We start from the raw sequence: 22,700 nt of genomic DNA on the forward strand, positions 1-22,700 counted from the left end.
GATCTGAGGTGCAGCTAGGGGAATGACGTTAGGGACAGTATGGCCGGCGGAGGATGGCGGCACCATGTCCAAAAGCGCGCGGGAGGATAGTTTTGGGGGAGGGGATTGAGCGTTTGAGGCTGTTGGGGGTTGTTGTGCTGATCAGATATTTGGTCTTCAGATGGTCGGCCATGCGCAGATCATATGCAATATCGGGAAATAGGTGATCAGGCCACATAAGGCGTTGCGGACACGATGATCTATAATCATTATTGTCCAGAATCGACGTCGAAGGATCATTATGGGCACATACGAATATGGTGTGATCAGCATGAACGAGGATTTTTACGAGCAGGTCATTATAGATTACCTGGTTGATCGCCTTGGCTATTCATTTTTGCACGGTCCGGACATCGAGCGTACTACAAGCGAATACCGGGATGTTTTCCTTCCTGGGGAATTCCCCAGAAGCCTTCGTCGAATTAATCCCCGTTTGCCTCAACAGGCCATAACCGAAGCTGTTCTTAAGCTGAATAATCTCGAGAATGGGCCGCTTGAGCAACGCAACGAAACGTTTGCGGAACTGCTGCAGTCGGGTGTCGAGGTCCGCTATTTCGATGGGGTAGAAGACCGCGACGACATTGTCTACCTTCTCGATTACGACGTTCCGGACAACAACTCCTTCTATGCTGTCAATCAATGGACTTATGTCGAGTATTCGGAAAAGCGGCTTGATCTGGTCGTGTTCGTGAACGGTATCCCTCTTGTCGTATTCGAGTTGAAGTCGCCGTCACGGGAGGAAACGGATTCTTCTGACGCTTATTTGCAACTGCGAAACTATATGAAGCAGGTACCGTCGCTTTTCGTGCCGAACGCTTTTTGCGTTATGAGCGACATGTCCGATACGCGGGTTGGGACTATTACCGCCTCCGAAGACCGCTTCAGCGAGTGGAAAAGCGTCGACGGCGATTACTCAAACACGAAAAACGCCACATGGGAGACGATGATGGAAGGCATGTTCAGAAAAGATCGCCTTCTCGATATCGTTCAGAATTTCCTCTGCTTCAACGATGCTTCGGATAGAACCGTGAAGATACTCGCCGGCTATCATCAGTATTTCGCAGTGAGGAAGGCGGCCGACCGCGCTGTCGAAGCCATCGCTGGCGATGGGAAGATTGGCGTGTTCTGGCATACTCAGGGAAGTGGAAAGTCGCTCTCGATGGTGTTCTTGGCTCATCTCATGCAGCAGAAACTCGAAAGCCCCACGATTGTGGTAATCACGGATCGAAACGATCTGGACGATCAACTCTACGGGCAGTTCTGCCGATGCAAAATGTTCTTACGGCAGACTCCCGAAAAGGCAAAAAGCAGAGAAGACTTGAAGGGTCTTCTTATGGGCCGCGAGGCGAACGGCATCGTCTTTACCACCATGCAGAAATTCATGGACGGCGACGAACCGCTGTGCGAGCGCAACAACGTCGTTGTTATGGTGGACGAGGCTCATCGCGGCCAATACGGGCTTACCGAGAAGATGGATGAAAAGGGCAACGTCTCCATTGGGGCGGCAAGACTCGTTCGAAAAGCTTTGCCGAATGCTTCGTACATAGGTTTCACGGGTACGCCTATTGCGAAAGAGGATAAGAACACGCGGGAAATATTCGGCGATTATATCGACGTGTACGATATGACCCAAGCAGTAGAGGATGAAGCAACGCGTCCAGTCTATTACGAGAGCCGTGTGGTCGCCCTGCATTTGGACCAGGAGGTGCTTGGGCAGATCGATCTCGAATATGCCGAGTTTGCCGAATACGCCGATGAAATGAGTATCGAAAGGAGCAAGAGATATCTTGCGGGACTCGACGGTGTGCTATCCGCTCCTGAAACGATCGATTCGCTATGTCGGGATATCGTTGCGCATTACGAGGAAAATCGGGAAGACGTTCTTACCGGCAAAGCGATGATCGTGGCTTACTCGCGTCCGGTTGCCATGAAAATCTACTACAAGCTGCTTGAGCTCCGTCCGAACTGGAAAGAAAAGCTCGGCGTGGTGATGACCATGAGTAATCAGGATCCCGAAGATTGGTTCGATGTGGTCGGCGGCAAGGATCGTAAAAAAGAGATGGAACGTAAATTCAGGAATGACGACGATCCCCTTAAGATAGCCATAGTCGTCGATATGTGGCTTACGGGCTTCGATGTTCCTTCGCTTGCGACCATGTACGTGTTCAAGCCCATGAAAGGCCATAACCTCATGCAAGCCATTGCTCGCGTCAACCGCGTCTACAAAGGCAAAGAAGGAGGCTTGGTCGTAGACTACATCGGTATTGCCGGCGCGTTAAAAAGGGCGATGAAGGAGTACACGGATCAAGACCAGCGCAATTATGGAAACATGGACATCGCGCAGACCGCGTATCCGAAGTTTCTGGAGAAGCTCGATGTCTGCCGAGATCTGTTGTACGGATTCGATTACGCCGATCGAATATTCACCGACAGTAAAATGGAGCTTGCTCGCGCGATTACCGACGGGACGAACTGGCTGCTTGATCTGGCGCGTCAAGACGTTTGCGAGGATCTGCTGAAACAGGCTCAGCTTATGGGCCAAGCTTTGAGTCTGTGCAAGAGCTTAGTCAACGAAAGGGATCAGCATGAAGCTGCTTTCATAAGTGTCTTGCGTGTGCAGGTGCTACGTGTAACAGGGAAAACGAACCCCGGCGGCAACCGCATGGCTTATGCCGAATTCAATAAACGCGTCTCCTCTATTCTTGAGCAGACGGTCAAATCGGATGGGATCATCAATATTTTCGACAAGGACGAAGTCGAGATATCGTTGTTCGACGAGGCATTTCTCGAAGAGCTTTCGAAGATGGAGCAGAAAAACATTGCCCTTGAAACCCTTAAACGTCTGATCAAAGAGGCCGTTCGTTCGTATCAGCGCACAAGTGTGGTGAAGGCTCAGAAGTTCAGCGACATGCTTCAAAAATCCGTCAATGCGTATTTGAACGGGATGCTGACCAATGCCGAAGTCATCGAAGAGTTGTTGGACATGGCCAAGGAGATGATGGGAGAGAGGGAGGAAGGCCAAAAGCTCGGATTAAACGAGGAAGAGTTAGCATTCTACGATGCCTTGACCAAGCCGCAGGCCGTCAAGGACTTCTACGATAACGATCAATTGGTGGCGATTACCCGTGAATTGACGGAAGAGATGAGAAAGAACTCTACAATTGATTGGCAGCGTAAGGAGAGTGCTCGTGCTGGGATGCGTCGTGCGATCAAACGCCTGCTGAGGAAATACAAATATCCGCCAGAAGGCGTTGAGGATGCGATGGAAACCGTTATGGCTCAGTGTGAACTCTGGGCCGACACCAAATTGTACGATTAGGAAACCACATGGCCAAGAAAACCGAAAACACCGCGGAGATTGGGTTCGAGCAGCAGATTTGGAAAGCAGCCGATAAGCTTCGTGGCAATATCGACGCTTCCGAATACAAGAGCGTTGTTCTCGGATTGATCTTTTTGAAGTACATCTCGGACAAGTTCGAGCAGCGTTATCTTGAGCTCGTGAGCGAAGGGGAAGGCTTCGAAGAAGACCGCGACGAGTACACGTATCAGGGTATCTTCTTCGTTCCTCAAGAGGCTCGCTGGAACGCCATCGCGAAAGCAGCTCATAATCCTGAAATCGGCAAGGTCATCGATAACGCTATGCGCCAGATTGAGGCCGAGAACGACAAGCTCAAGGGCGTTTTGCCTAAAAATTTCGCACGACAGGAATTGGACAAGAGACGCCTAGGCGATGTCGTAGACCTGTTCACCAACGTGAAGATGGCCGAGAAAGGCGATACGCGCGACATTCTGGGCCGCGCCTACGAATATTGCTTGTCAAAGTTCGCGGAACAAGAGGGGAAGAATGCAGGCGAGTTCTATACGCCAACATGCATCGTTAAAACGCTGGTCGAGGTCATTCAGCCTTTTCATGGCCGTGTGTACGATCCGTGCTGCGGTTCTGGGGGCATGTTCGTGCAGTCGGCGGAGTTCGTGAAGAATCATGCGGGCAATATCGGCGATCTATCTATCTTCGGCCAGGAGAGCAACCCCACTACCTGGAAGATGGCGACGATGAACCTGGCTATTCGCGGGATCGATGCCGATCTGGGTACTTTTAATGCCGATACGTTCTTTAAGGATTGCCATAAAGACAAGCGGTTCGATTTCGTCTTGGCGAATCCTCCGTTCAACTTGAAGGATTGGGGCGGCGACAAGCTTAAAGATGATCCGCGTTGGGAATACGGCACTCCTCCGGAAGGCAATGCTAACTTCGCGTGGCTCCAGCACATGATTCACCACTTGAACGAGCATGGGCGCATGGGCATGGTTTTGGCCAATGGGTCGCTTTCGTCTCAAACGAGCGGCGAGGGCAACATACGTAAAAACATAGTGGAAGACGATCTTGTCGAGGGGATTGTCGCAATGCCTCCGCAGTTGTTCTACAGTACGGGCATTCCGGTGTCTCTGTGGATTATCAACAGGAAAAAGAAGCAACCTGGCAAGACCCTGTTTGTTGATGCCCGCGCGATGGGCACCATGGTGACTCGCAAATTGCGCGAATTCACTACGGAGGACATTCAGAAGGTTGCGGAGTCCTTTAATAAGTTCAGGGAAGGTACGCTGGAGAACGAGAAAGGATTCTGCGCCGCTGTTGAAACAGCCGAGATCGCCAAGCAAGATTACATCCTGACTCCTGGCAGGTACGTCGGAATAGCCGATCAAGAGGAAAATGACGAGCCGTTCGAGGAGAAGATGGAGCGGCTGACCACCGAGCTAGGCAAGATGTTCGAAGAATCGAATCGCCTGCAGGAGCAAATCAAGAAGAACATGGAGACTATCGGGTATGGGTTCTGAAATCGCTCCTGCGCAATTTGGCGATTCATTATCTGTGAGCGTGATTGCCTTGAGGGGATCAGAATGGTGCAGTAAAACTGGAGGGCGAAGTTGAATAAAAGCGGTCAATTTAGCGAGTATGAGTTGGGTGCAATTTGTTCTCGGCTGAGCAGCGGTAAAGGAATTCGGTCGGAAGATGTTTCGTCATCAGGGTATTATCCCGTTTATGGTGGGAATGGACTACGTGGCTATACGAATAAGTCAAATTTTCGAGGGGAATGCGTTGTTGTAGGTCGGCAAGGCGCATTCTGCGGCAATGTGAGGTATTTTCAGGGCGAAGCTTATATGACTGAACATGCTGTTGTTGTTTGTGCTGATGAGCGACATAGTACGAGATATTTGTCTTATTTGCTTTCAACAATGAGTTTGGGGCAGTTGTCTGGGCAATCTGCTCAACCAGGATTGTCGGTTAAAGCGCTTTCAAAGCAAATTGTCGCATTGCCGGATCTTGGATTTCAGAATAGGGCTGTAGCCGTTCTTTCCGCGCTTGACGACAAAATCGCTCTCAATAATCGCATAAATGATTATTTAGCTGCGTGATATCAACATTCGAAACATCGATTTCACCAGACATGAATTTGGGAAGGAGCGAGTCGCGCAGTTCCTCAAGCTTTCGAGCTTCGATTTTACGAGCAATCATTTCATCCACAAGTGGTTGCATGCGTGCAGTGAGTTCAACCATAACAGCAGCAGGCGGAATAAGCACTTTTGCCTCCGCAAGCGCAGAGCGTTTAATATGCCCCATTGTTGTTGCTCGATCTTTGGCAAGAGCTATGAACCTGCGCATATGATATTTGGTCCACATGTAATAAAACCAACTAGGATATGCGTCTGATGTAACTTTAAACAGATGCTGATTTAGCCCCGCTTCACCACCCGTCCAGAAATCCAGCAATAACGTACCTGACCACGAAAAGACTAAGTCACCATCTGCAATGCACACAGCGGAATCTATGTCACTTTTGCAGCGTTCGGAATCCGCCCCGCAAAAACCTTGATTCAATTCTTTAATTTTCAGAACTGGAAGCCCTCTATCGTTTTCTTCTGGGCGAAATTTTTGCATAGCTAAGCCGTTTTTGTAGTTCGCAATCTCAAGCAGTGTTGCTTCCGACCAGTCGTTCGTATCTTCAACTGAGCATGCAAATAAGACGTCGAGTATTTCAGCTAAATAATCATTTATGCGATTATTAAGTTTGATCTTATGATCAAAGGCTTCAAGAAGAACCACTGCTTTGTCTTGCTTCTCGAGTGGGGGGACGGCGATCTCAACTTCATTGAGAATCGCTGTGGTTAAACTTGGCACCGCAGTACCAACGTTTAGCTCTGCTAAATCTTGTATTTTCAGGCTATAGTAAAGAAAAACAGGGCGAATTATATCCTCGTCTACCTTGGTCCAAAAGAGTGTGTCTACCGTCCAGAAGGGCCGGTCAACATAAAAAAGGTTTTCTAACGTGCCTTTTCGGGGAATAAGAACTGAGGGTCTGGAGTGAATTGGCGTATCCACAAATCGCATAATTCCGCCTGAGCCATAGCACGGTATTGAGCCATTCGGTAGACGCTTGTGGTCTTTACCATATCGGATTGAGCAAACATCCTTGAGCTTTAGTATTGCCGTTTTCATCCCAGATACTTTCTGTGCGATTGTTTTACGTTGCTCTGGCTCACTAACGCGTAATGCATGGTGGTGTCTATTCTCGCATGGCCTAGAAGTTTTTGCACCTGCTCTATTGGCATTCCTTTATCTATAGCGCTGGTTGCGAGTGTTCTTCGGAACTTATGAGGATGGACTCTTGGCAGCAGTAGAGATCGTCCCAAAACTCGAAGTCGCAACTCAATGCCCCCAATGCTAATTCGATTGTGCGGCGAGTTTAGCGATACAAAAAGGGCGGGGTTGGCATCCGTTCTTGAAGAAAGGTAATCTTGCAAATGGAGTTTGGCTCGAGCGTCAAAATAGACTTGTCGCTCTTTGTTCCCCTTGCCAAGCACAATGCATTCGCGTTCAGCGAGGTTTATGTCACTTTTGTCGAGAAGCACGAGCTCTCCGATTCGCATTCCCGTGGAGGCCAGGAGATCTACGATAGCGAGGTCTCGTTTTGTTCGACAACCGTCACGTAGCGCTTCCAGATGTTCGTCCGATAGCACCTCTTTGATCGTCAACGCGGTCTTGATCTTGTGAATCCTTCTGACGGGGCTTTTTACGATATAGTCTTCGTCTTCGAGCCACGAGAAAAAACTTGAGAATATCCGACGGATGTTGTCGATAGTGACCCTGCTTGAGCCATTTTGTTCTTGGTACTGAGTCAGGTATTCACGCAGGTCATCTGTGTTGATTTGCGAAAACGGCTTATTAACTTTGTTGATCATTTTCTGAATGGTTGTTTCATAATACACAAGAGTTTTTGGCGAACATCCCTCTACTTCCTTTGCGGTAAGAAAGGCGCTAAGAAGGTCGTTGCTTTCGCTGGTCATAGAGATTTGCTTTTCGTGCAGCAAAGTGTTTTTCAACACATTGTTGAGCTGTTTGAGCTGTTGACAAGTTAGAATGGCCGTCATTTTGCTTGAGATCTCCGCTATCAGCATTTCATTCATGAGGGCTCCTTTTCTAAAATGAGAAATGCGAAGCGTTGTGCAATTGAACTGTATTTGCCGACAGAAAGCATGGCATATTCTAAAAGATCATCTAACAAAAGCCGGCCGGTCTCTTCTAAATGATTATTTAGCAGCGTGAGGTCAACTTGTGAAACATCGATCTCGCCGGACAGGAGTTTTGGTAAAAGGGAATCTCTAAGCTCTGCTAACCGAACGTTTTCCCGCTGCTGCGAGAGCAGCAGTTCGTAGAGAGGTCTTACCTTACTTGCGAAATCTCTGAGAACGGCATCATCTGGGGAGCAAAATGGCATCGCTTTGATGGTCTTAGAGTTTACCGCTGTAGCGATAGAAGACGTATTCCCGAGTTTGCCATAGTCAAAACACATGAGGTATGGGTATAGGTAATCGAGCAAATCTTGGTCAATTGATGAAAAAGTCGCGATTGCTTCGTTCGTCGTCATTTCGCAAGCAGCTATCTTCACTCTGCCGACAGTCAATTTGAAACTGAGCATTATGGATCCCGGCCTAGTGATACGAACGTTCTTGCTTTCTACCGCTTCGGGGGTCAGGTACTCCGACGAATCGAGCGAGTATACGCCTTTGTCGGCCATGTCTCTGATCGACAGCCACTTTATATTTCCTGCTGCAGATTCCGAGAACCATTCTGGTTCTTTCCGAGGCGGTGTTTTGCCAATTCCGATTTCAAAAAAATCGTCGACCTTTCCCGAACGCCAGCTTCCATTAGGTTCCAAACGCTTGTATTCGACTGTGATCATCTCGGCTAAATAATCATTTATGTACTAGGCTTCATCGGATTCCTAATATGTCAAAGGATGTTCGATGCTATCATCATGTGCTGATAGGCTGGACGTCTTTATTGGGGCAGATTGGATGGCGCAATATGCGTATTGATAAGCTCAATTCGGCAATACGGAAATACTCAGAGCTTCGAGATGCTGATCCTGAGCAATTCGCTAAGGATATTGAGGAGCGAAACGAACGAGCACGGCACTACCAATCTTTTGATGCGAAGGCGATCAGGTCATTTGATGAAGAGGCAATGATCGAGTATCTGGGCAAATTATGGGCGCTTCGAATGTGGGGTAATAAACGCTACAAGGTTCTTGAAGTCATCGAGGGGACTGGTTTTGAGAACTTGAAAAACGAGCTCATTGATTTGTTGTACGGAGTCGCGTCGTTGGACGTGCGCTGGGATGCGTTTCTGACGAACGTGAAAGGACTTGGCTATGCGGCAGCATCTGAACTCCTTGCTTACATCAGCCCTTCCGAGTGCATGATTTACAACGGAACCACTAATTCGGCATTCGAGTATTTCGATATCCCCTTAGTGTCCAAATATGCTTATCAGCGGACGGGAAAACTGTATCTCGAAGTGTGCGCGGCGGCAAAAGACATCCTCGGCCATTTGGCAAAAGCGAATCTTCCCGCAGAGGATTTGCTTGCGGTCGATTATTTCTTTTGGGATGTCGTTCGTTTGGAGCCCATGCAGAGCGCCGCTCCGGCAATCTCGGAAGCCGAGCAGCCCGTTTTACGGTCGAAGTCTTTGCATAATGAGGTCCGTGATTCGATTGTGGAAATAGGAAAGCTCCTTGGCTTCGAAAGTCGCTCTGAGGTCAAAGTCGCATCGGGAGCGGTGGTCGATGCTGTTTGGGAGGCCAAGATCGGCAACATGGGAAGGGCGATGTACGTTTTCGAGGTGCAGGATAGTGGGTCGATCGATAGCCTCATACTCAACCTTATGAGAGCGCAGAGCAACGCTGCGGTTCAAGCTATCGTTGCCGTGTCCGATGCGCAGCAATTGGAAAAGATTAGGATTGAAAGTGAGAGTATTTTTTCTGATGGTGTGCTGAGAGCTTGGGAATCCGATGACGTTTTGAATACGTATAATCACCTTGCTCTTGCACACGACTCTATCAATGCGCTGAATCTGGTTCCCGAAAGCTTTTAAAACAACCGGGAACCAGATTCAGATTTTGGTAGGGGTGGTCGCAGTCTACTCCTCAACCACCAGCTCTACGAACCCGAAAGTCGTGCAGTCCACCAGCCCCCGGTTCGTCAACCTCAGTTCGGGTAGGCAGGCCAACGGGATCAGGGCCATTGTCATGAACGGAGACGGCATGGTGCAGCCGATCTCGGCCCAGGCGCCCTCAAGGGCGTGCACCTTCTCGCTCATCTCCTCGGCGGGCAGCGCGTCCATCAGGCCGGCTATCGGCAACTCCACCAGCCCCAGCACCTCGCCGTCGGCGACGACCGCCATGCCGCCTCCGCAGGCGGCCAGCGTGTTGGCGGCCAGGGCCATGTCCTCGTCGTTCGTGCCAACCACCAGTAGGTTGTGCGCGTCGTGCGCCACGGTGGACGCCATGGCGCCGCGTTTGATGCCGAAGCCCTTGACGAAGCCGCAACCGAACGCGCCCGTCTCGTGATGCCGCTCGAACACGAACGTCTTGAGCACGTCCTGCTCGATGTCGGACTCAAGGCGACCGTCTGACACGGGCATGTCGACGTGCGTTTCGAACGTGCCCACCTTGCCGGGGATGATCTCGATCGTGCGCACGCGCACGGCGCCCTCGGCCCCTTCGGGCGCGGCGACGGCGAACGACTCGGGCGCGATGTCGCGCCCGAGGTGCATGGAGTGCGTCACCCACGCGGGGAACGGGAACGGCGGAAGGTCGAACGTGGCCCGTCCGTCCTCGGCCACCACCTCGCCGTCGATCAGCACGCGCGTGACCTGCAGACTCTCCAGATCATCCAAGAACACGATGTCGGCGCATTTGCCGGGCGCGATGGAGCCCAGGTCGTGGTCCATCTGGAAGCACTGCGCGCAGTTGATGGTGACCATCTGGATGGCGGTGATCGCGTCGATCCCCAGCTCCACGGCCGTGCGCACGATGTGGTCCAGGTGCCCGTCGGCCACGAGCGTGTGCGGGTGCGTGTCGTCGCTCACCAGCATGGCGAAACGCGTGTCGATATCGTGCGCAAGCACCGCCTCGGCCAACACGGGCAGGTCCTTCCACGCCGATCCGTAACGCAGCTGCGCGTACATTCCCAGGCGCATCTTCGCCAGCGCGTCCTCGGCGCGCGTGGACTCGTGGCAGCAGCGCACGCCGGAGGCGACGTAGGCGTTCAAGCCCCGATCGGTTTCCGGCAGGGAGTAGTGGCCGGTCACCACCTTGCCGGCGCGCAGCGTCTCGGCGACCTCGCCGTGCGCGTGGTCGGTGCCGCCCAGGATGCCGGGGAAGTTCATCATCTCGCCCAGCCCCACCACGCTCGGCCACGCCATCGTCTCGGCCACGTCCTTCGGCCCCACGAACGACCCCGTGTCCTCGAAGCCGGGCACGGCCGGCACGCACGACGGGGTGGTTATCATGGCTTTGAGCGGCGTGCGCCGGGCGTCTTCCTCCATTACCTTCACGCCCTCGAGGCCCAGCACGTTGCATATCTCGTGGGGGTCCCAGTAGATGCCCGTGGTCCCGTGCGGCACGACGGCGCGCGCGTACTCGCCCGCGCCCATCATCGACGACTCCACATGGATGTGCCCGTCCAGGAACCCGGGCGCGATGCACTGGCCTTCCGCGTCGATGACCTGCGTGTTCTCGCCGATGCAGTGGTCGGCGTCGCCGAGGTAGGCGATGCGCCCCTCGGCGATTGCCACGTCCATGTCCTCCTGGATCTCGGCCGTGCACACGTTCACGAGCCGCGCGCCCCGGATGACCGTGTCGGCGGGCTGCCGCCCCTGCGCCACGGCGGCGAGCGTTTGCGAGCATTCCCAGAGAGGCTTCTTGCAGAAGTTGTTGATCATGCCGAGCTCCTTCGAAAGGACGGCGCCGTCGGGCGCCCATGGGCTGCTTGCGCCATTCTCGCCGGGAAGCGCGCGGCTGTCGAGGGAACCGCGCCCGGTTCCGCACAATTGCCACGCGTGGGAGGGGGGCGGAGGCGGCTTGGGGCGGGGAGGGCGAACGCGGAAGCGAAGGCGAAGGCGTCCCGGGCGGACGAAGGCGGCCGGCGGGCGAATACAGTCGCGCATGCGAACGGGGGCGGTCGGGACGGTGGAAGGCGCGAGGCCGAATCCGAGGCTCGGCGCAGAGGATTGTGGCACGGCCCGAGGGAGCTGCGGGCGCGGCCGTCCCGTTCAGCCGGCCCGGTTCAACCAAGGGTAGAGGTCCTCTTCCTTCGCTTTGGGCTATAATGCATCCTCGCGAACAGGTCGAGGGAGGGTGCATGGCGTCGGAACGGCAGCAGGCGGAGCGCGCGTTCAAGCGGCTGGCGCGGAAGCGCCCGCTGGTCGCGCTGCTGTTGGCGGTCGCGCTGCTTGCGGCGGGGGGCCTCGGATGGTGGGGAGCTACCGGCACCGGTGATGAGAGCGGAACGTCCGCGGACGGAAGCGCGCAGGCGACCGCGTCGGAGGAGGCGCTCGAGCAGGCCGAGGTCGTGCGGGTGGTCGACGGGGACACGATAAAGGTGAGGATGCCCGACGGCTCCGAGGAGCGGGTGCGGCTCATCGGCATGGACACGCCGGAGAGCGTCGCCGCGGAAGAGGCGCGCAACTGCGAGGAGGGCGTCATCGCGGCCGACTACACGAAGTCGCTCGTCGTGCCGGGGCAGACGGTGTGGCTTTCGCGCGACGTGTCCGACACCGACCGATACGGGCGCCTGCTGCGCTACGTGTGGCTCGAGCGGCCGAGCGACCCGACGAGCGAAAGCGAGATCGCAGACAAGATGCTCAACGCCGTCCTCGTGCGCGACGGCTATGCCCAGGTCAAGCGCTACAAGCCCGACACCACGCTGTACGACCTGTTCAAACGCTGGGGCGACGAGGCCGCCGCCGAGGGCAAAGGGGTGACGCGAAAATGGGCGTGAGGGTCGAAGAACCCGCCGACGCGGGCGCGTCCCGCCCCTCGGGCGAAGAACCTGCCGAGGCCCGGGACGCGCGGCGCGGGCCTTCCGAGGAACCCTCTTCCGAGGGGCTTTCGCCCGACGAGCAGCCTGCCTTCTTCGTGTACGTGCTGGCCTGCGCAGACGGCACGCTCTACACGGGCTACACCAACGACGTGGAGCAGCGGGTGCGCACGCACAACGCCGGCAAGGGCGCGAAGTACACGCGCGGCCGTACGCCCGTGGAGGTGGTCGCCCAGGCTCGCTTCGCCACGAAGCACGAGGCCATGAGCGCCGAGTTCCGTTTCAAGCGCCTGACACGCACGGCGAAGGACAATCTGCTGGCCCGCGCTCGCACGGTGGGGTTCGCCGATGCGCTCGCCGCGTTGCAGCCCGGCCCCTGCGACGCCGAGCCCGCCGACGCGGGGGCCGATCCGGGCGAGGGGGCGTCTCGATGAAGATCGCGGTCATCGGCTACAGCGGAGCGGGGAAGTCGACGCTCGCGAGGCAGCTGGGCGAGGCGTTCGGCGCGCCCGTGCTGCACCTCGACGCCGTCGGCTGGTCAGCGGGCTGGCGGCTGCGCGACGTGGACGAAGCCCGTTCGATCGTAGCGGCCTTCCTCGGCGCGCACGACGGCTGGGTGGTGGAAGGCAACTGGCGCAAGCTCGACCGGGGCCGCCGGTACGCCGAGGCGGACATAGTCGTCATGCTGGACTTCCCCCGCGGTCGCTGCCTGTGGCGGGCGTGGAGGCGCTATCGTTCGAACCGGGGCGCGGAACGCGAGGACATGGCGGCCGGCTGTCCGGAGAAGTTCGACCTCGCCTTCGTGCGATGGATCCTGCGCGACGGCCGGACGCGAAGCGAGCGCGATCGCTACGAGCGCGTGGCCGCCGATTTCCCCGACAAGATGGTCGTGCTCAAGAATTCGCGCGACGTCGCGGCCTTCCTCGAGTCCATGCGGGAGCACGCGCGTGCGGAAGCGGAAGCGTAGCCGGCTCGAGTTTGGCTGCCGGAGCCCTCTCGTATCGGGTTCGAGAGCGGCGGGGCCGATGCCCGTGCGGGTGCGCTTGTTGCGACGTCGAACGTCCGTTGCTGCTAGAATAGTCGGTAGCCGCACCCTCCGTCGAAAGGACCTCCCGTGCTCGTCACCCCGCTTCCCACCGCCGATCGCAACGACTACCTCTCTGCACGCATGCGCGCCGCCTATTCCTTCCTGCGCGAGGCCGACCTTGCGGGATTGCCGTTGGGGCGCGTCGACGTCGACGGCGACGAGGTGTTCGCGAACGTGCAGGAGTACGACACCGTGCCCGCCGACCAGAAGCAGATGGAGGCCCATCGACGCTACTACGACGTGCAGTACGTCGTGGAAGGGGAGGAACTGCTTCAGTACGCGCCGCTCGAAGGGCTCGCGCCGGTCGGGGAGTTCGACGAGGCGGCCGACTTCGGCCTCTTCGCCACGCCGGAGGCTCCGAGCTCCGTCGTGCTGCGCGCGGGCGACATGGCCGTGCTCGCGCCGGAGGACGCGCACAAGCCGGGATGCGCCGTGGGCGCCCCGGCGCGCGTGCGCAAGGTCGTGGTGAAGGTGCTGGCTTGACGGCCGGCGCGCCCGACGTGGCGGGGCGCCTCGCGCGCCTGATCCTCGCGGAGCGCGCGCGTCTGCACCCGCGCGACGCGCTGGAGGTGCTGTCGCTTCTTTTGGGGGACCGGGTCCAGGTGGGCGACGCTTCGCGCTACGTCTACGAGTACGGCCGCCGCGCCGGTTACGAGCTGCCGCCGTATCCGCTGGCCGGTTGTGGGGAGATCCGGGAGTTCTTCGCCGATCAGGGCGTGCGCAACGTTCCCGAATGGTACGAGAGGAAGCTCGGCGTGGGGCCGCAGCTGTACGCCCAACTGGCCGCGCGCACCGTCGTGGTGGTGCGCGACGGAGGGAACCGCCGCAAGGCGTTCGTCCTCGACGCCGTGCGGCATTGCCAGGACGCCGGGTTTGCGAACCTGTCGGAGAGCGGCCTTGCGCGCACGCTCGCGCCCGACGGGTTGGCCGAGCTGCTGGACCGCATCATGGCGTTCTTGCTGGGCGAGGGGGCTCCGGCCGGCGAGCCGGTCGCAACGGCGGAGGGCTCGCAGGGCGGCGACTCGGCGCCCTGCGAGGGTGCCGGCACCGTGCGGTTCGAGTCGCCCTTGTTCTAGCCGCCCAACCTGCCTGCGGGCCTACGCCCGTGCGAGCGCCCGCCCGCGCGACGGCGTCGCCGCGGCCGCGCGCGACGCGCTTCGTCCCGCGGCGGCCGGAAGGGCGGCGGCCGCGGGCTCCTCGGCGCACGCGACGGCCAGCGCCTCCAGCAGCTCGCGCATCTCGCCCGCGTTCTTCAAGGCGAACCGCGCCCGGGTGGGACCGTCGCCTATCTTCACGGTCCAGGCGCTCGCGGGCGCGGCCTCGAACACGTCCTCGTCGGTGCGGTCGTCGCCCGCGGCCAGCACGAAACCGTAAGAGGGGTCGCGGAACCACCGGTGGGCGGCATGGCCCTTGTCCACGCCGCGCGGCTTCGCCTCCACCACCTTGTTGCCGTCCATGAGCGCGATGCCGCGATCCTCCAAGCCGTCGCCCAGGGCGTTCTTCACCTCCACCACGCGCCGTTCGGCCAGCTCCTTGCTGCACATGCGGTAGTGCCATGCGAGCGAGTAGTCCTTCTCCTCGAGCATCGATCCCGGCGTGCGGTCGACGAAGTCGGCTAGCACCGGGCGCACCGCGTCCTTCCACTCGGCGCTCAACGGCTCCTCCAGCGTCCACGTGCGCTTGCGGCGCCCGCGGAACCACACGCCGTGCTCGGCCACCAGGTCGACGGGCAGGTCGCCCAGCCACGCCTCCAGCGTGGCGCGGTCGCGGCCCGACACCACGGCCACGTCGGTGCGCGGGTTCGAGCCCAGTCGCCGCAGCAGCTCGCGCAGCCGCTCGTCGGGGGCCACGCAGGCCGGGTCGTCGGAGAAGGGCATGAGGGTGCCGTCGTAGTCCAGCAGCAGCACCCGCCTGCGCGCCGCCTCGAACGCCGCGAGCAGGTTGCGCGCCGACGTGGGGCCCAGCAGGTGCGCGCTCAGGCCGGCCTGGCGGCGCTTCACCTCGTCGGCCGCGTCCAGGAACTCGCGCGCCCACTTCTGGGACGTGTAGCGCGCCAGGCGCTCCTGCATGGGGGCGTTGCGGCGGCGCTGCTCCTCGGGCGGCATCTCCAACGCCCGGCGCATGGCGTTCACCACGCCTTCCAGATCGAAGGGGTTCACGGTGAGCGCCTCGTGCAGCTCGTAGGACGCGCCGGCCATCTCCGACAGCACGAGCGCGCCGCCGCCCCCGTCATGGCAGGCCAGGTACTCCTTGCACACCAGGTTCATGCCGTCGCGCAGCGGCGTGACCAGCATGACGTCGCTCGCGGCGTACAGGCTGACCAGGCGGTCGAACGGCAGCGAGCGGTAGTAGTAGTCCACCGGCGTCCAGTCCATGGTGGAGTGCTTGCCGTTCACTAGGCCCACCAGCTCGTCGACCTGCTTCTTCAGCGCGGCGTACGACGCCACGTTCTCGCGCGAGGGCACCGTCACCAGCACCAGCACCACGCGGCCGCGCCAGGCGGGGTAGCGGTCGAGGAACGCGTCGAAGGCCAGCAGCCGCTCGGGGATGCCCTTGGAGTAGTCCAGCCGCTCCACCGACAGCATGACCTTGCAGCCCTCGTGTCCTTTCTCCTCGGCGAACGCCGACACGAGCCGCCGCACCTCGGGCTTGCGCGCGGCGGTGCGGTACCGCTCGTAGTCGATGCCCAGCGGGAAGGCGTCGGCCCGCACGAGCCGGCCGTCCGCGAACAGCGTGCCGCTCTCGTTCTCCACGCCCACGATGCGCCGGCAGCTGGACAGGAAGTGCCGCACGTAGTCGTAGGCGTGGAAGCCCACGAGGTCGGCGCCCAGCACGCCGCGCACGAGCTCGCGCCGCCACGGCAGCATGCGGAACGTCTCGTAATCGGGGAAGGGGATGTGCAGGAAGAAGCCGATGGAGGCGTTCGGCAGCGCCTCGCGCAGAAGCGACGGCAGCAGCATGAGGTGGTAGTCGTGCACCCACACCGTGTCGCCGGGCCGCGCCAGCTCGAGCACCGCGTCGCGGAACCGCTCGTTCACGCGCACGTAGGCCTCCCACGCCTCCTCGTCGAAGCGGGTGTGCTGGGGGAATCCGTGGAACAGGGGCCACAGTGCGGAGTTCGAGAAGCCCTCGTAGTACAGCTCCGCGTCGCGCTCGTCCAGGCGCACGGGCGCGCAGGAGCGCTCGGCCAGGGCCCGCTCGAATCGCGCGCGCCCGGCCTCGTCGAGCCCGGCCGGCTCGTCGGCCCAGCCCAGCCACACGTTGCCCGCCTGCTCGTGCAACGGCTCCAATCCCGCCACGAGGCCGCCCACCGTGCGCGTGAAGGCGAAGCCCTCCCGCTCGTCGGGCTCGATGCGGTAGGGGAGGCGGTTGGATACGATGATCAGACGGTTGCTCGGATTGTCCATGCGGTCCACCTTACGTTTTCGCTCGTTTTCAGCCATTGTACGGGCGCTGCGCGCGCGTCCGCCCAGCGGTTGCGGGGTCGTTGCGGGGCCGTAGCGCTCTCGTGACCGCGAACGCGGCGAGGCGGCGCGCGCCGTCGGCGGGCGATTCGGCGGCATGTCGTGCTATGATGCCATGATCGCCTGAAACGCCGCTCGACCGTGAAGGAAGGACATGCAGACCTACATCGCCCACTACCGCTCGCCAGCCGCCTCCGACGCACGCGCCACGGGGCTGTTCGAATTCGAGAGCGACGCCCGCGCGGGCTCGAAGGGCAACCTTCGGGACGCCCGCCTGAGGATGCTCGAGCTGTACGGCAAGGACGCCGTGTCGTGGACGGTCGACCGCGTCGAGCGCAAGAAGGCCTCGGAGGCCCATCAGGACGGTCAGCTGGAGCTGGATTTCCGCCCCCCGAAGAAGCAGCGCACCCGCGCGAAGAAGAAGGAATGGTGGTAGGTTCCCCTTCCCGTTTCGTGATGGGCCGGTGACGGGCGCGCGTCGTCTGCGCGAAAGACGACCGCTCGACCTGCGCGAGGCGCTATAATGAGGCCCGATATCATTGGATGCGCGCCGCCCGGCGCGCGGCGGGCCCTGCGGCTCCCGCGCGGCCGCGCGGTGCGCGCGAAAGCAGGGAGCACCATGAAGAAAAAGCAGGTGAAATTCCTCAAGAAGCTGCTCGAGACGCCCTCGGCCACCGGCACGGAGATCGCCGTCGCCCGGCTCGTGCGCGAACGGCTGGGCTCCACGGCCGACGAGGTCGAGACGAACGTCATGGGCTCGGTGCACGCCACGTTGAAGGGCTCCGGCGCGGGTCCTTCGCTCATGCTGTCCGCCCATATGGACGAGATCGGCCTCATGGTCACCTACATCTCCGACGAGGGGTTCCTCTCGGTGGCGTCCGTGGGCGGCGTGGACGCGGCCGTGCTGCCCGGCATGCGCGTGGACGTGCACGCCTCGGAGTCGGTGGAGCCGCTGCGCGGCGTGGTGGGCCGCAAGCCCATCCACCTCATCGAACCCGACGAGCGCAAGAAGGTCACGCCGCTCGACAAGCTGGTCATCGACCTCGGGCTGCCCGCCAAGAAGGTCAAGAAGCTCGTGCGCGTGGGCGACGTCATCACGTTCGGCGTGGGCTTCGAGCGTTTCGGCGCGGGCATGGCCGTGTCGCGCGCGTTCGACGACAAGGCCGGCGTGTGGGTGGGCGTGCGCGTGCTGGAGGAGCTGGCGCGCGGCGAGCGTCCGGCCGGCGACTTCGTGTTCGCCGCCACCGTGCAGGAGGAGATAGGCGTGCGCGGTGCCGAGACCAGCGCGTACTCCGTGTTCCCCGACGTGGGGATCGCCTTCGACGTGACGCACGCTACGGACTACCCGGGCATCGACAAGACGAAGCACGGCGACATCGTGTGCGGCGGCGGCCCCGTCATCGCGCGCGGCCCCAACATCAACCCCGAGGTGTTCGAGCGCCTGGTGGCCGCGGCCGAGGCCGAGGGGCTGCCGTACCAGGTGGAGGCTGAGCCCGGCGTGACGGGCACCGATGCGCGCGCCATACAGATGGCCCGCGGCGGCATTCCCACGGGCCTCGTGTCCGTGGCGCTGCGCTACATGCACACGCCCACCGAGGTGGTGTGCCTGGACGATCTGGAGGCCACGGTGAAGCTCGTCGCGCGTTTCGCGCGCGACCTGGACGAGGACGCGTGCTTCGTGCCGGGCATGGCCGGGGCGGGCGCGACCCTGCTCGACCGCCAGGATGGGCCCGCGGACGACGAGTCGGCCGCCCAGGCGCAGTTCGACGAGACGGGCGTGGAGTAGCCGTCATGAAACGCGAAGCCTCCACCATCGCCAAGAACAAGAAGGCCTTCCACGAGTACGACATCCTGGAAACCTACGAGGCCGGCATAGAGCTCACGGGCACCGAGGTGCGCTCGCTGCGCGAGAATCACTGCCAGCTCACCGATTGCTTCGCCATCATCCGAGGCGGAGAGGTGTGGCTGCACAACGTGCACATCCCGCCGTACGCGAACGGCAACATCGCCAACCCCGACCCCGACCGCAAGCGCAAGCTGCTGCTGCACAAGCGGCAGATCCGCTCCTTGCAGGAGCAGGTGAAGGAGAAGGGCATGGCGCTCGTGCCCATCAAGATGTACTTCAAGGAGAACTCGCTCGTGAAGGTGGAGCTGGGCGTGGCGCGCGGCAAGAAGCTGCACGACAAGCGCGCCAGCATGGCCGAGCGCGACTCTCGCCGCGAGATAGAGCGCGCGCTCAAAGAGCGCAGCCGCTGATACGTGAATTCGCGCCGCCGCCGCGGCGCCCGACTCGAAGGAGGCCTGCTATGGGCTTGGACGAAGAGCTTGAAAGCATGGAGGACGGCGCCGAGACGGAGGCCGAGCAAATCGACGAGGAAACCGAGATCGAAGATCTCGAAGAGTTCCAAGACGACGAGGAGTTCGACCCTCAGTCCGAAGAGAGCGACCTGGAGGAGGCCTACGAGGGCTTCTTCGCCGAAGAGGGCCCGGACGGCGAGGGCGAGACGTCGCTTTCGGGCGACGACGGCGGCCTGGCCGCGGTGGTGGAACGCGCCGAGAGCCTCGACCTGTCCGAAGAGGGCTTCCATATCGTGGACGGCGACACGGGCGACGTGGACGCCGAGCTGGGCGAGGAGGGCCTCATCGACGGCTACGACGGCGAGGAGCTGGCCGACGACACCGAGGACGTGACGGTGGTGGAGCCGGCCGACAACGAGGACGGCTACGAGCTGGTGGAGCTGGAGCTGGACGAGGACGACATCGTGCGCTACCTGGAGGACGACGACGGCAACCGCATCGGCTTTGTGCTGATGGAAGACGGCGAGGAGGCCGAGTACCTCTACGTCGAGGACGACGAGGACGACGATGCCGACGACGAAGGCGACGAGGACAACCCGTACGACCTGGGCATCACCAAGGAGGGCGTGGCCGAGGCCACGAACGACATGAACGCCATCTACAAGGACGGCATCGCGGTGGCGGCCGAGCTCAAAGAGGCGTTCGACGACATCAAGGGCGCCTTCGACTTCTCGTTTTTGAAGAAATAGGCGGGTTTTCGCGACGAAGTCCCTGCGGGAGCGCTTTCCGAAGCGTCCTTCCCGGCGGGGGCGTGGTCGCAGGTTCCGGCTAGGCGCGTTTAATGCCTCCCATCACATGTGCGATGGGAGGCCTTCTCAGTCCCGCTTCGATCACGTCCTCAATTTTTGTCGGCAGACCGTTCACCTTGGCGTTCGCCCATCGGGAAGTGCTTCGCCGACCAGCTTGCCACCGCGATGAACACGGTGTACAGGTCCTTGCCGGCCTCGGACAGCGAGTACTCCACGTGCGGGGGTATCTCGTTGAACTGCCGCCGTATCACGAACCCCTTCTCCTCGAGGTCCTTCAGGGTGCTCGAGAGCATGGCGTTGGTGATGCCGCCGATCCGCTTCTGAAGGCTGCCGAAGCGCAGGGAGTCCTCCTTGGTGAGCTCGTAGAGGACCTTCAGATTCCATTTTCCGCTGAACAGGCCGAGCGCCCTTTTCACCGGGCAGCTCGCATCCTCGGGATCGGGGTTGAGGGCCACGACGAGCTCCCGGTACTCCTCGAACGTGAGGTTCTCCAACTTCGCGGTGTCCATGATCGCCTCCTCGGTACGCTCGGCCGAACCAGGTACGGCAAAACATAGTACTTGATTTGTATTTCGTATATAGTATGGTTTCCATATTGATATTCGTCAACCGCTCGGAGGGCAGAATCTATGGAAACGATGAGCACCATCACCAGCAGGAGGTCGATAAGGAGTTACACCGGTGAAAGCATCTCGGACAGCGACCTGCAAACCGTGCTGAAGGCCGCCAACGCGGCGCCGGTGGGCATGGGCAAGTACGAGAACGCCCACCTGACCGTGATTCAAGATCCGGAGTTGCTGAGAGAAATCGAGGCAAGCGCGGCCGAGGCGCTCGGACGTCCGGGTGCCAGCATCTTCTACGGCGCGCCCACCTACATCGCGATTTCCGCCAAGCCCTACGGCGACGCCCTGGGGAACATCGACTACGCCAACACCGGCATCATCGTCCACAGCATGGCGCTGGCCGCGACGGACCTCGGCGTCGGCAGCTGCTACATCTGGGGCGGCACGATGGCGCTCGTCGCGAATCCTGCCCTGGTGGCGCGGTTGAACCTGCCCGAGGGTTTCGTTCCCTGCGGCGGGATCGTGCTGGGCGTGTCCGACGAGACCTACGCACCGCGCGAGATACCGCAGCGCATAGGCACGAACTACGTGGGGTAGGGCTTTTCCCGTAACGAGCGGGCGTTCGCAAAAAGGCCTCTTGTCGCACACGCGGCGGGAGGCCCTGATCGTGGTTGGCGGAGGCGCGAAAATCTTCCGATTCTTCAGTTGGCGCTATCGAGGAACGGAGGGTTTCGTCTGCATGCGCGTAGTTCCTTGCTTTTCTCACATGCTTCGGTAGACGTCTCGCCTGTGGCCGATTTTGAACAGCTCCACGACCACTCGGCCATCGTCCACCGTGCCGAGGATGCGGTACGTTCCGACGCGCCAGCGCCAACCGTTGTCAATGCCCTGCAGCTTCTTCGCGCTCGGCAGCGCGCACGGATTGTCGCATCCGTCGAGGTTCTGGTCGATGAAGCTCGACACGAGGAGCAGCGTTTTGCGGTCGAGGGCAGCGAGCTGTTTCTGCGCGCGCTTGGTGAGCTCTACGCGATAGCCCATCTACAATCCTAGCTCTCGCTTAGCCTCGTCCCACCCGATGCGCTCGCCGCCGTCTTCTGCGATGGCTTGTGCGAGGTCACGTGCGTCCATCTCGTCCTCAAGCCGTTCCAGCGCCCATTGCCTCACCTGCGCCGAAAACGTGGTTCCGTTCATTTCGGCAAAGGACGCGATCCACTCCTTCTCCTCCGGCGCGAACCGGATGGCCGATGCCGTCATAGCCATGCTTGCCTCCTCAAATGGGTTTACGTTGTAAACTTATTATGAACGCTAGAGTGTACATTGTCAACTTGCTGCACGCACCGTGATGGCTATCTGAACGACGAGAGGCTATATCAAAAGCCTTCGTAACGTGCGCCCTTCTTGATCGCTCTGCAGAGCACTTGCCCTGCAAGACAAACGGAATGCGCTTTTGATGCAGCTCTGCCTCATTGCCATTTCATTACCAAAAACGCCCAATCGCTACCGAAATTGCCAGATTCCAATACAAGCTATGTGGATGCATATACACAAAAAAGGGCTTTCTATCAGGTAAAACCGATAGAAAGCCCAGATGGTGATTGGTGGAGGCGCGGAGAATCGAACTCCGGTCCATACTACATCATCCATGAGGCTCTACAAGCTTAGTCGGTGGTCGAGGTTCGGAGGCGCCCGGTCCACTGACAAACGAGACGCATCCTAGCCGGTTCGATCTTTGCCTGAGCCATACCGGCTACGTGCCCAAGCGCATTCCCCTGAGTTGATGCCGGACCGAGGGGCGGGGAAGACCCAAGGCCGACAGCCAGGCGCTATTAAGCAGCCATGGCGAGCGCCGGAGCGCTCTGAGTGTTGTTCTTGCCAATTAAATTGACGTTACCCCTGTTTAACGTGGCGAGGAGACCACGACCTGCTCCTCATTTCAAACGTACCATGTCGAAACCAGTCGCCCCCGGTTGCAAGGCGGCGGTGCCCGTGGCGGGCTGCCGCAGCCGTCGGGAGGGGATGGCCCCACCTTTTCAAGGATCTCGCCCTGCGAAGGGCGCCG

22 protein-coding genes and 1 other RNA gene are annotated in these 22,700 nt (G+C 59.7%); 14 read left to right on the plus strand and 9 right to left on the minus strand.

Annotation, left to right across the window (positions count from 1 at the left end; translation table 11 throughout):
* The first annotated feature begins 280 nt into the window (after nt 1-280).
* The 3 genes from HCH03_RS07100 (at nt 281) to HCH03_RS07110 (ending at nt 5,454) form a co-directional block, all read left to right on the plus strand.
* Nucleotides 281-3,358, plus strand: coding sequence for a type I restriction endonuclease subunit R (locus HCH03_RS07100; RefSeq protein ID WP_221688927.1), 3,078 nt, complete (start codon nt 281-283; stop codon nt 3,356-3,358).
* A gap of 8 nt (nt 3,359-3,366) precedes the next feature.
* The gene (locus HCH03_RS07105) at nt 3,367-4,875 is read left to right on the plus strand and encodes a type I restriction-modification system subunit M (protein ID WP_221688928.1); all 1,509 of its coding nucleotides are present in this window, start codon (nt 3,367-3,369) and stop codon (nt 4,873-4,875) included.
* Between the two features lie 123 nt (nt 4,876-4,998).
* Nucleotides 4,999-5,454, plus strand: a complete 456-nt coding sequence (locus tag HCH03_RS07110; RefSeq protein WP_246599867.1) for a restriction endonuclease subunit S — start codon at nt 4,999-5,001, stop codon at nt 5,452-5,454.
* Here the strand turns inward: HCH03_RS07110 and HCH03_RS07115 are convergent.
* From HCH03_RS07115 to HCH03_RS07125, 3 genes are read right to left on the minus strand one after another with little or no spacing between them, the layout of a single operon-like run.
* Nucleotides 5,420-6,535 (minus strand): restriction endonuclease subunit S, encoded by a 1,116-nt coding sequence (locus tag HCH03_RS07115; RefSeq protein ID WP_221688930.1) that lies wholly within the window; start codon nt 6,533-6,535, stop codon nt 5,420-5,422. The two genes, HCH03_RS07110 and HCH03_RS07115, sit on opposite strands and share 35 nt — an antisense overlap.
* Entirely contained in the window at nt 6,532-7,503 is a 972-nt protein-coding gene (xerA, locus tag HCH03_RS07120; protein ID WP_221688931.1) for a site-specific tyrosine recombinase/integron integrase, read from the minus strand. Before xerA ends, HCH03_RS07115 begins: the two co-directional genes overlap by 4 nt.
* Nucleotides 7,500-8,279, minus strand: a complete 780-nt coding sequence (locus HCH03_RS07125; protein ID WP_221688932.1) for a restriction endonuclease subunit S — start codon at nt 8,277-8,279, stop codon at nt 7,500-7,502. Before HCH03_RS07125 ends, xerA begins: the two co-directional genes overlap by 4 nt.
* A 47-nt stretch (nt 8,280-8,326) precedes the next feature.
* Between HCH03_RS07125 and HCH03_RS07130 the strand changes: the two genes are divergently transcribed.
* A complete protein-coding gene (locus HCH03_RS07130; protein WP_221688933.1) occupies nt 8,327-9,472 on the plus strand; it encodes a hypothetical protein in 1,146 nt (381 codons plus the stop codon).
* Between the two features lie 45 nt (nt 9,473-9,517).
* On the opposite strand, the gene ade is transcribed toward HCH03_RS07130, so the two are convergent.
* Nucleotides 9,518-11,323: an adenine deaminase gene (ade, locus tag HCH03_RS07135; protein WP_221688934.1), complete on the minus strand. Its 1,806-nt coding sequence runs from the start codon at nt 11,321-11,323 to the stop codon at nt 9,518-9,520.
* Between the two features lie 419 nt (nt 11,324-11,742).
* Between ade and HCH03_RS07140 the strand changes: the two genes are divergently transcribed.
* The 5 genes from HCH03_RS07140 (at nt 11,743) to HCH03_RS07160 (ending at nt 14,583) form a co-directional block, all read left to right on the plus strand.
* Complete coding sequence (locus HCH03_RS07140) at nt 11,743-12,381, plus strand: thermonuclease family protein (RefSeq protein WP_221688935.1); 639 nt, start codon at nt 11,743-11,745, stop codon at nt 12,379-12,381.
* Entirely contained in the window at nt 12,372-12,854 is a 483-nt protein-coding gene (locus tag HCH03_RS07145; RefSeq protein ID WP_221688936.1) for a GIY-YIG nuclease family protein, read from the plus strand. Before HCH03_RS07140 ends, HCH03_RS07145 begins: the two co-directional genes overlap by 10 nt.
* Nucleotides 12,851-13,387, plus strand: coding sequence for a hypothetical protein (locus tag HCH03_RS07150; RefSeq protein WP_221688937.1), 537 nt, complete (start codon nt 12,851-12,853; stop codon nt 13,385-13,387). Before HCH03_RS07145 ends, HCH03_RS07150 begins: the two co-directional genes overlap by 4 nt.
* Before the next feature lie 147 nt (nt 13,388-13,534).
* Entirely contained in the window at nt 13,535-13,990 is a 456-nt protein-coding gene (locus HCH03_RS07155; RefSeq protein ID WP_221688938.1) for a YhcH/YjgK/YiaL family protein, read from the plus strand.
* A complete protein-coding gene (locus HCH03_RS07160; RefSeq protein WP_221688939.1) occupies nt 13,987-14,583 on the plus strand; it encodes a hypothetical protein in 597 nt (198 codons plus the stop codon). The genes HCH03_RS07155 and HCH03_RS07160 overlap by 4 nt, the downstream gene beginning before the upstream one ends.
* A gap of 21 nt (nt 14,584-14,604) precedes the next feature.
* Here HCH03_RS07160 and HCH03_RS07165 read toward each other — a convergent pair whose 3' ends face one another.
* A complete protein-coding gene (locus HCH03_RS07165) occupies nt 14,605-16,914 on the minus strand; it encodes a bifunctional alpha,alpha-trehalose-phosphate synthase (UDP-forming)/trehalose-phosphatase (protein ID WP_246599815.1) in 2,310 nt (769 codons plus the stop codon).
* 211 nt (nt 16,915-17,125) lie between these two features.
* Between HCH03_RS07165 and HCH03_RS07170 the strand changes: the two genes are divergently transcribed.
* From HCH03_RS07170 to HCH03_RS07185, 4 genes are all read left to right on the plus strand, one after another.
* On the plus strand, nt 17,126-17,407 hold the full coding sequence (locus HCH03_RS07170) for a hypothetical protein (protein ID WP_080143407.1): 282 nt from the start codon (nt 17,126-17,128) through the stop codon (nt 17,405-17,407).
* A 183-nt stretch (nt 17,408-17,590) separates the two neighbouring features.
* A complete protein-coding gene (locus HCH03_RS07175; protein WP_185906348.1) occupies nt 17,591-18,757 on the plus strand; it encodes a M42 family metallopeptidase in 1,167 nt (388 codons plus the stop codon).
* Between the two features lie 5 nt (nt 18,758-18,762).
* Nucleotides 18,763-19,227, plus strand: coding sequence for an SsrA-binding protein SmpB (gene smpB, locus HCH03_RS07180; RefSeq protein ID WP_080143405.1), 465 nt, complete (start codon nt 18,763-18,765; stop codon nt 19,225-19,227).
* Between the two features lie 50 nt (nt 19,228-19,277).
* Nucleotides 19,278-20,018: a hypothetical protein gene (locus tag HCH03_RS07185; protein WP_221688941.1), complete on the plus strand. Its 741-nt coding sequence runs from the start codon at nt 19,278-19,280 to the stop codon at nt 20,016-20,018.
* Between the two features lie 149 nt (nt 20,019-20,167).
* Here HCH03_RS07185 and HCH03_RS07190 read toward each other — a convergent pair whose 3' ends face one another.
* A complete protein-coding gene (locus tag HCH03_RS07190; protein WP_221688942.1) occupies nt 20,168-20,587 on the minus strand; it encodes a winged helix-turn-helix transcriptional regulator in 420 nt (139 codons plus the stop codon).
* Nucleotides 20,588-20,707: 120 nt separating this feature from the next.
* On the opposite strand from HCH03_RS07190, the gene HCH03_RS07195 reads away from it, so the two are divergent.
* Complete coding sequence (locus tag HCH03_RS07195) at nt 20,708-21,238, plus strand: nitroreductase family protein (RefSeq protein ID WP_221688943.1); 531 nt, start codon at nt 20,708-20,710, stop codon at nt 21,236-21,238.
* A gap of 165 nt (nt 21,239-21,403) precedes the next feature.
* Here the strand turns inward: HCH03_RS07195 and HCH03_RS07200 are convergent, their stop codons facing one another.
* From HCH03_RS07200 to ssrA, 3 genes are all read right to left on the minus strand, one after another.
* Nucleotides 21,404-21,679, minus strand: coding sequence for a type II toxin-antitoxin system RelE family toxin (locus HCH03_RS07200; protein WP_221688944.1), 276 nt, complete (start codon nt 21,677-21,679; stop codon nt 21,404-21,406).
* Nucleotides 21,680-21,901 carry a type II toxin-antitoxin system RelB family antitoxin gene (gene relB / locus HCH03_RS07205; protein ID WP_221688945.1) on the minus strand — a complete coding sequence of 74 codons (222 nt, stop codon included), beginning with the start codon at nt 21,899-21,901 and terminating at the stop codon, nt 21,680-21,682.
* A gap of 336 nt (nt 21,902-22,237) precedes the next feature.
* Nucleotides 22,238-22,606: a transfer-messenger RNA gene (gene ssrA / locus HCH03_RS07210) on the minus strand.
* Nucleotides 22,607-22,700 lie beyond the last annotated feature (94 nt).

Origin of the sequence: Gordonibacter massiliensis (ex Traore et al. 2017) (assembly GCF_019731765.1) — a bacterium.
Lineage (GTDB): Bacteria > Actinomycetota > Coriobacteriia > Coriobacteriales > Eggerthellaceae > Gordonibacter > Gordonibacter massiliensis.

What these genes read in the sequence shown, in the direction of transcription:
- HCH03_RS07100 (WP_221688927.1), top strand. Translation starts at nt 281, where the DNA reads ATGGGCACATACGAATATGGTGTGATCAGCATGAACGAGGATTTTTAC.
- HCH03_RS07105 (WP_221688928.1), top strand. Translation starts at nt 3,367, where the DNA reads ATGGCCAAGAAAACCGAAAACACCGCGGAGATTGGGTTCGAGCAGCAG.
- HCH03_RS07115 (WP_221688930.1), bottom strand. Translation starts at nt 6,535, where the DNA reads ATGAAAACGGCAATACTAAAGCTCAAGGATGTTTGCTCAATCCGATAT.
- xerA (WP_221688931.1), bottom strand. Translation starts at nt 7,503, where the DNA reads ATGAATGAAATGCTGATAGCGGAGATCTCAAGCAAAATGACGGCCATT.
- HCH03_RS07125 (WP_221688932.1), bottom strand. Translation starts at nt 8,279, where the DNA reads ATGATCACAGTCGAATACAAGCGTTTGGAACCTAATGGAAGCTGGCGT.
- HCH03_RS07130 (WP_221688933.1), top strand. Translation starts at nt 8,327, where the DNA reads ATGTCAAAGGATGTTCGATGCTATCATCATGTGCTGATAGGCTGGACG.
- ade (WP_221688934.1), bottom strand. Translation starts at nt 11,323, where the DNA reads ATGATCAACAACTTCTGCAAGAAGCCTCTCTGGGAATGCTCGCAAACG.
- HCH03_RS07140 (WP_221688935.1), top strand. Translation starts at nt 11,743, where the DNA reads ATGGCGTCGGAACGGCAGCAGGCGGAGCGCGCGTTCAAGCGGCTGGCG.
- HCH03_RS07145 (WP_221688936.1), top strand. Translation starts at nt 12,372, where the DNA reads ATGGGCGTGAGGGTCGAAGAACCCGCCGACGCGGGCGCGTCCCGCCCC.
- HCH03_RS07150 (WP_221688937.1), top strand. Translation starts at nt 12,851, where the DNA reads ATGAAGATCGCGGTCATCGGCTACAGCGGAGCGGGGAAGTCGACGCTC.
- HCH03_RS07165 (WP_246599815.1), bottom strand. Translation starts at nt 16,914, where the DNA reads ATGGACAATCCGAGCAACCGTCTGATCATCGTATCCAACCGCCTCCCC.
- HCH03_RS07170 (WP_080143407.1), top strand. Translation starts at nt 17,126, where the DNA reads ATGCAGACCTACATCGCCCACTACCGCTCGCCAGCCGCCTCCGACGCA.
- HCH03_RS07175 (WP_185906348.1), top strand. Translation starts at nt 17,591, where the DNA reads ATGAAGAAAAAGCAGGTGAAATTCCTCAAGAAGCTGCTCGAGACGCCC.
- smpB (WP_080143405.1), top strand. Translation starts at nt 18,763, where the DNA reads ATGAAACGCGAAGCCTCCACCATCGCCAAGAACAAGAAGGCCTTCCAC.
- HCH03_RS07185 (WP_221688941.1), top strand. Translation starts at nt 19,278, where the DNA reads ATGGGCTTGGACGAAGAGCTTGAAAGCATGGAGGACGGCGCCGAGACG.
- HCH03_RS07190 (WP_221688942.1), bottom strand. Translation starts at nt 20,587, where the DNA reads ATGGACACCGCGAAGTTGGAGAACCTCACGTTCGAGGAGTACCGGGAG.
- HCH03_RS07195 (WP_221688943.1), top strand. Translation starts at nt 20,708, where the DNA reads ATGGAAACGATGAGCACCATCACCAGCAGGAGGTCGATAAGGAGTTAC.
- HCH03_RS07200 (WP_221688944.1), bottom strand. Translation starts at nt 21,679, where the DNA reads ATGGGCTATCGCGTAGAGCTCACCAAGCGCGCGCAGAAACAGCTCGCT.
- relB (WP_221688945.1), bottom strand. Translation starts at nt 21,901, where the DNA reads ATGGCTATGACGGCATCGGCCATCCGGTTCGCGCCGGAGGAGAAGGAG.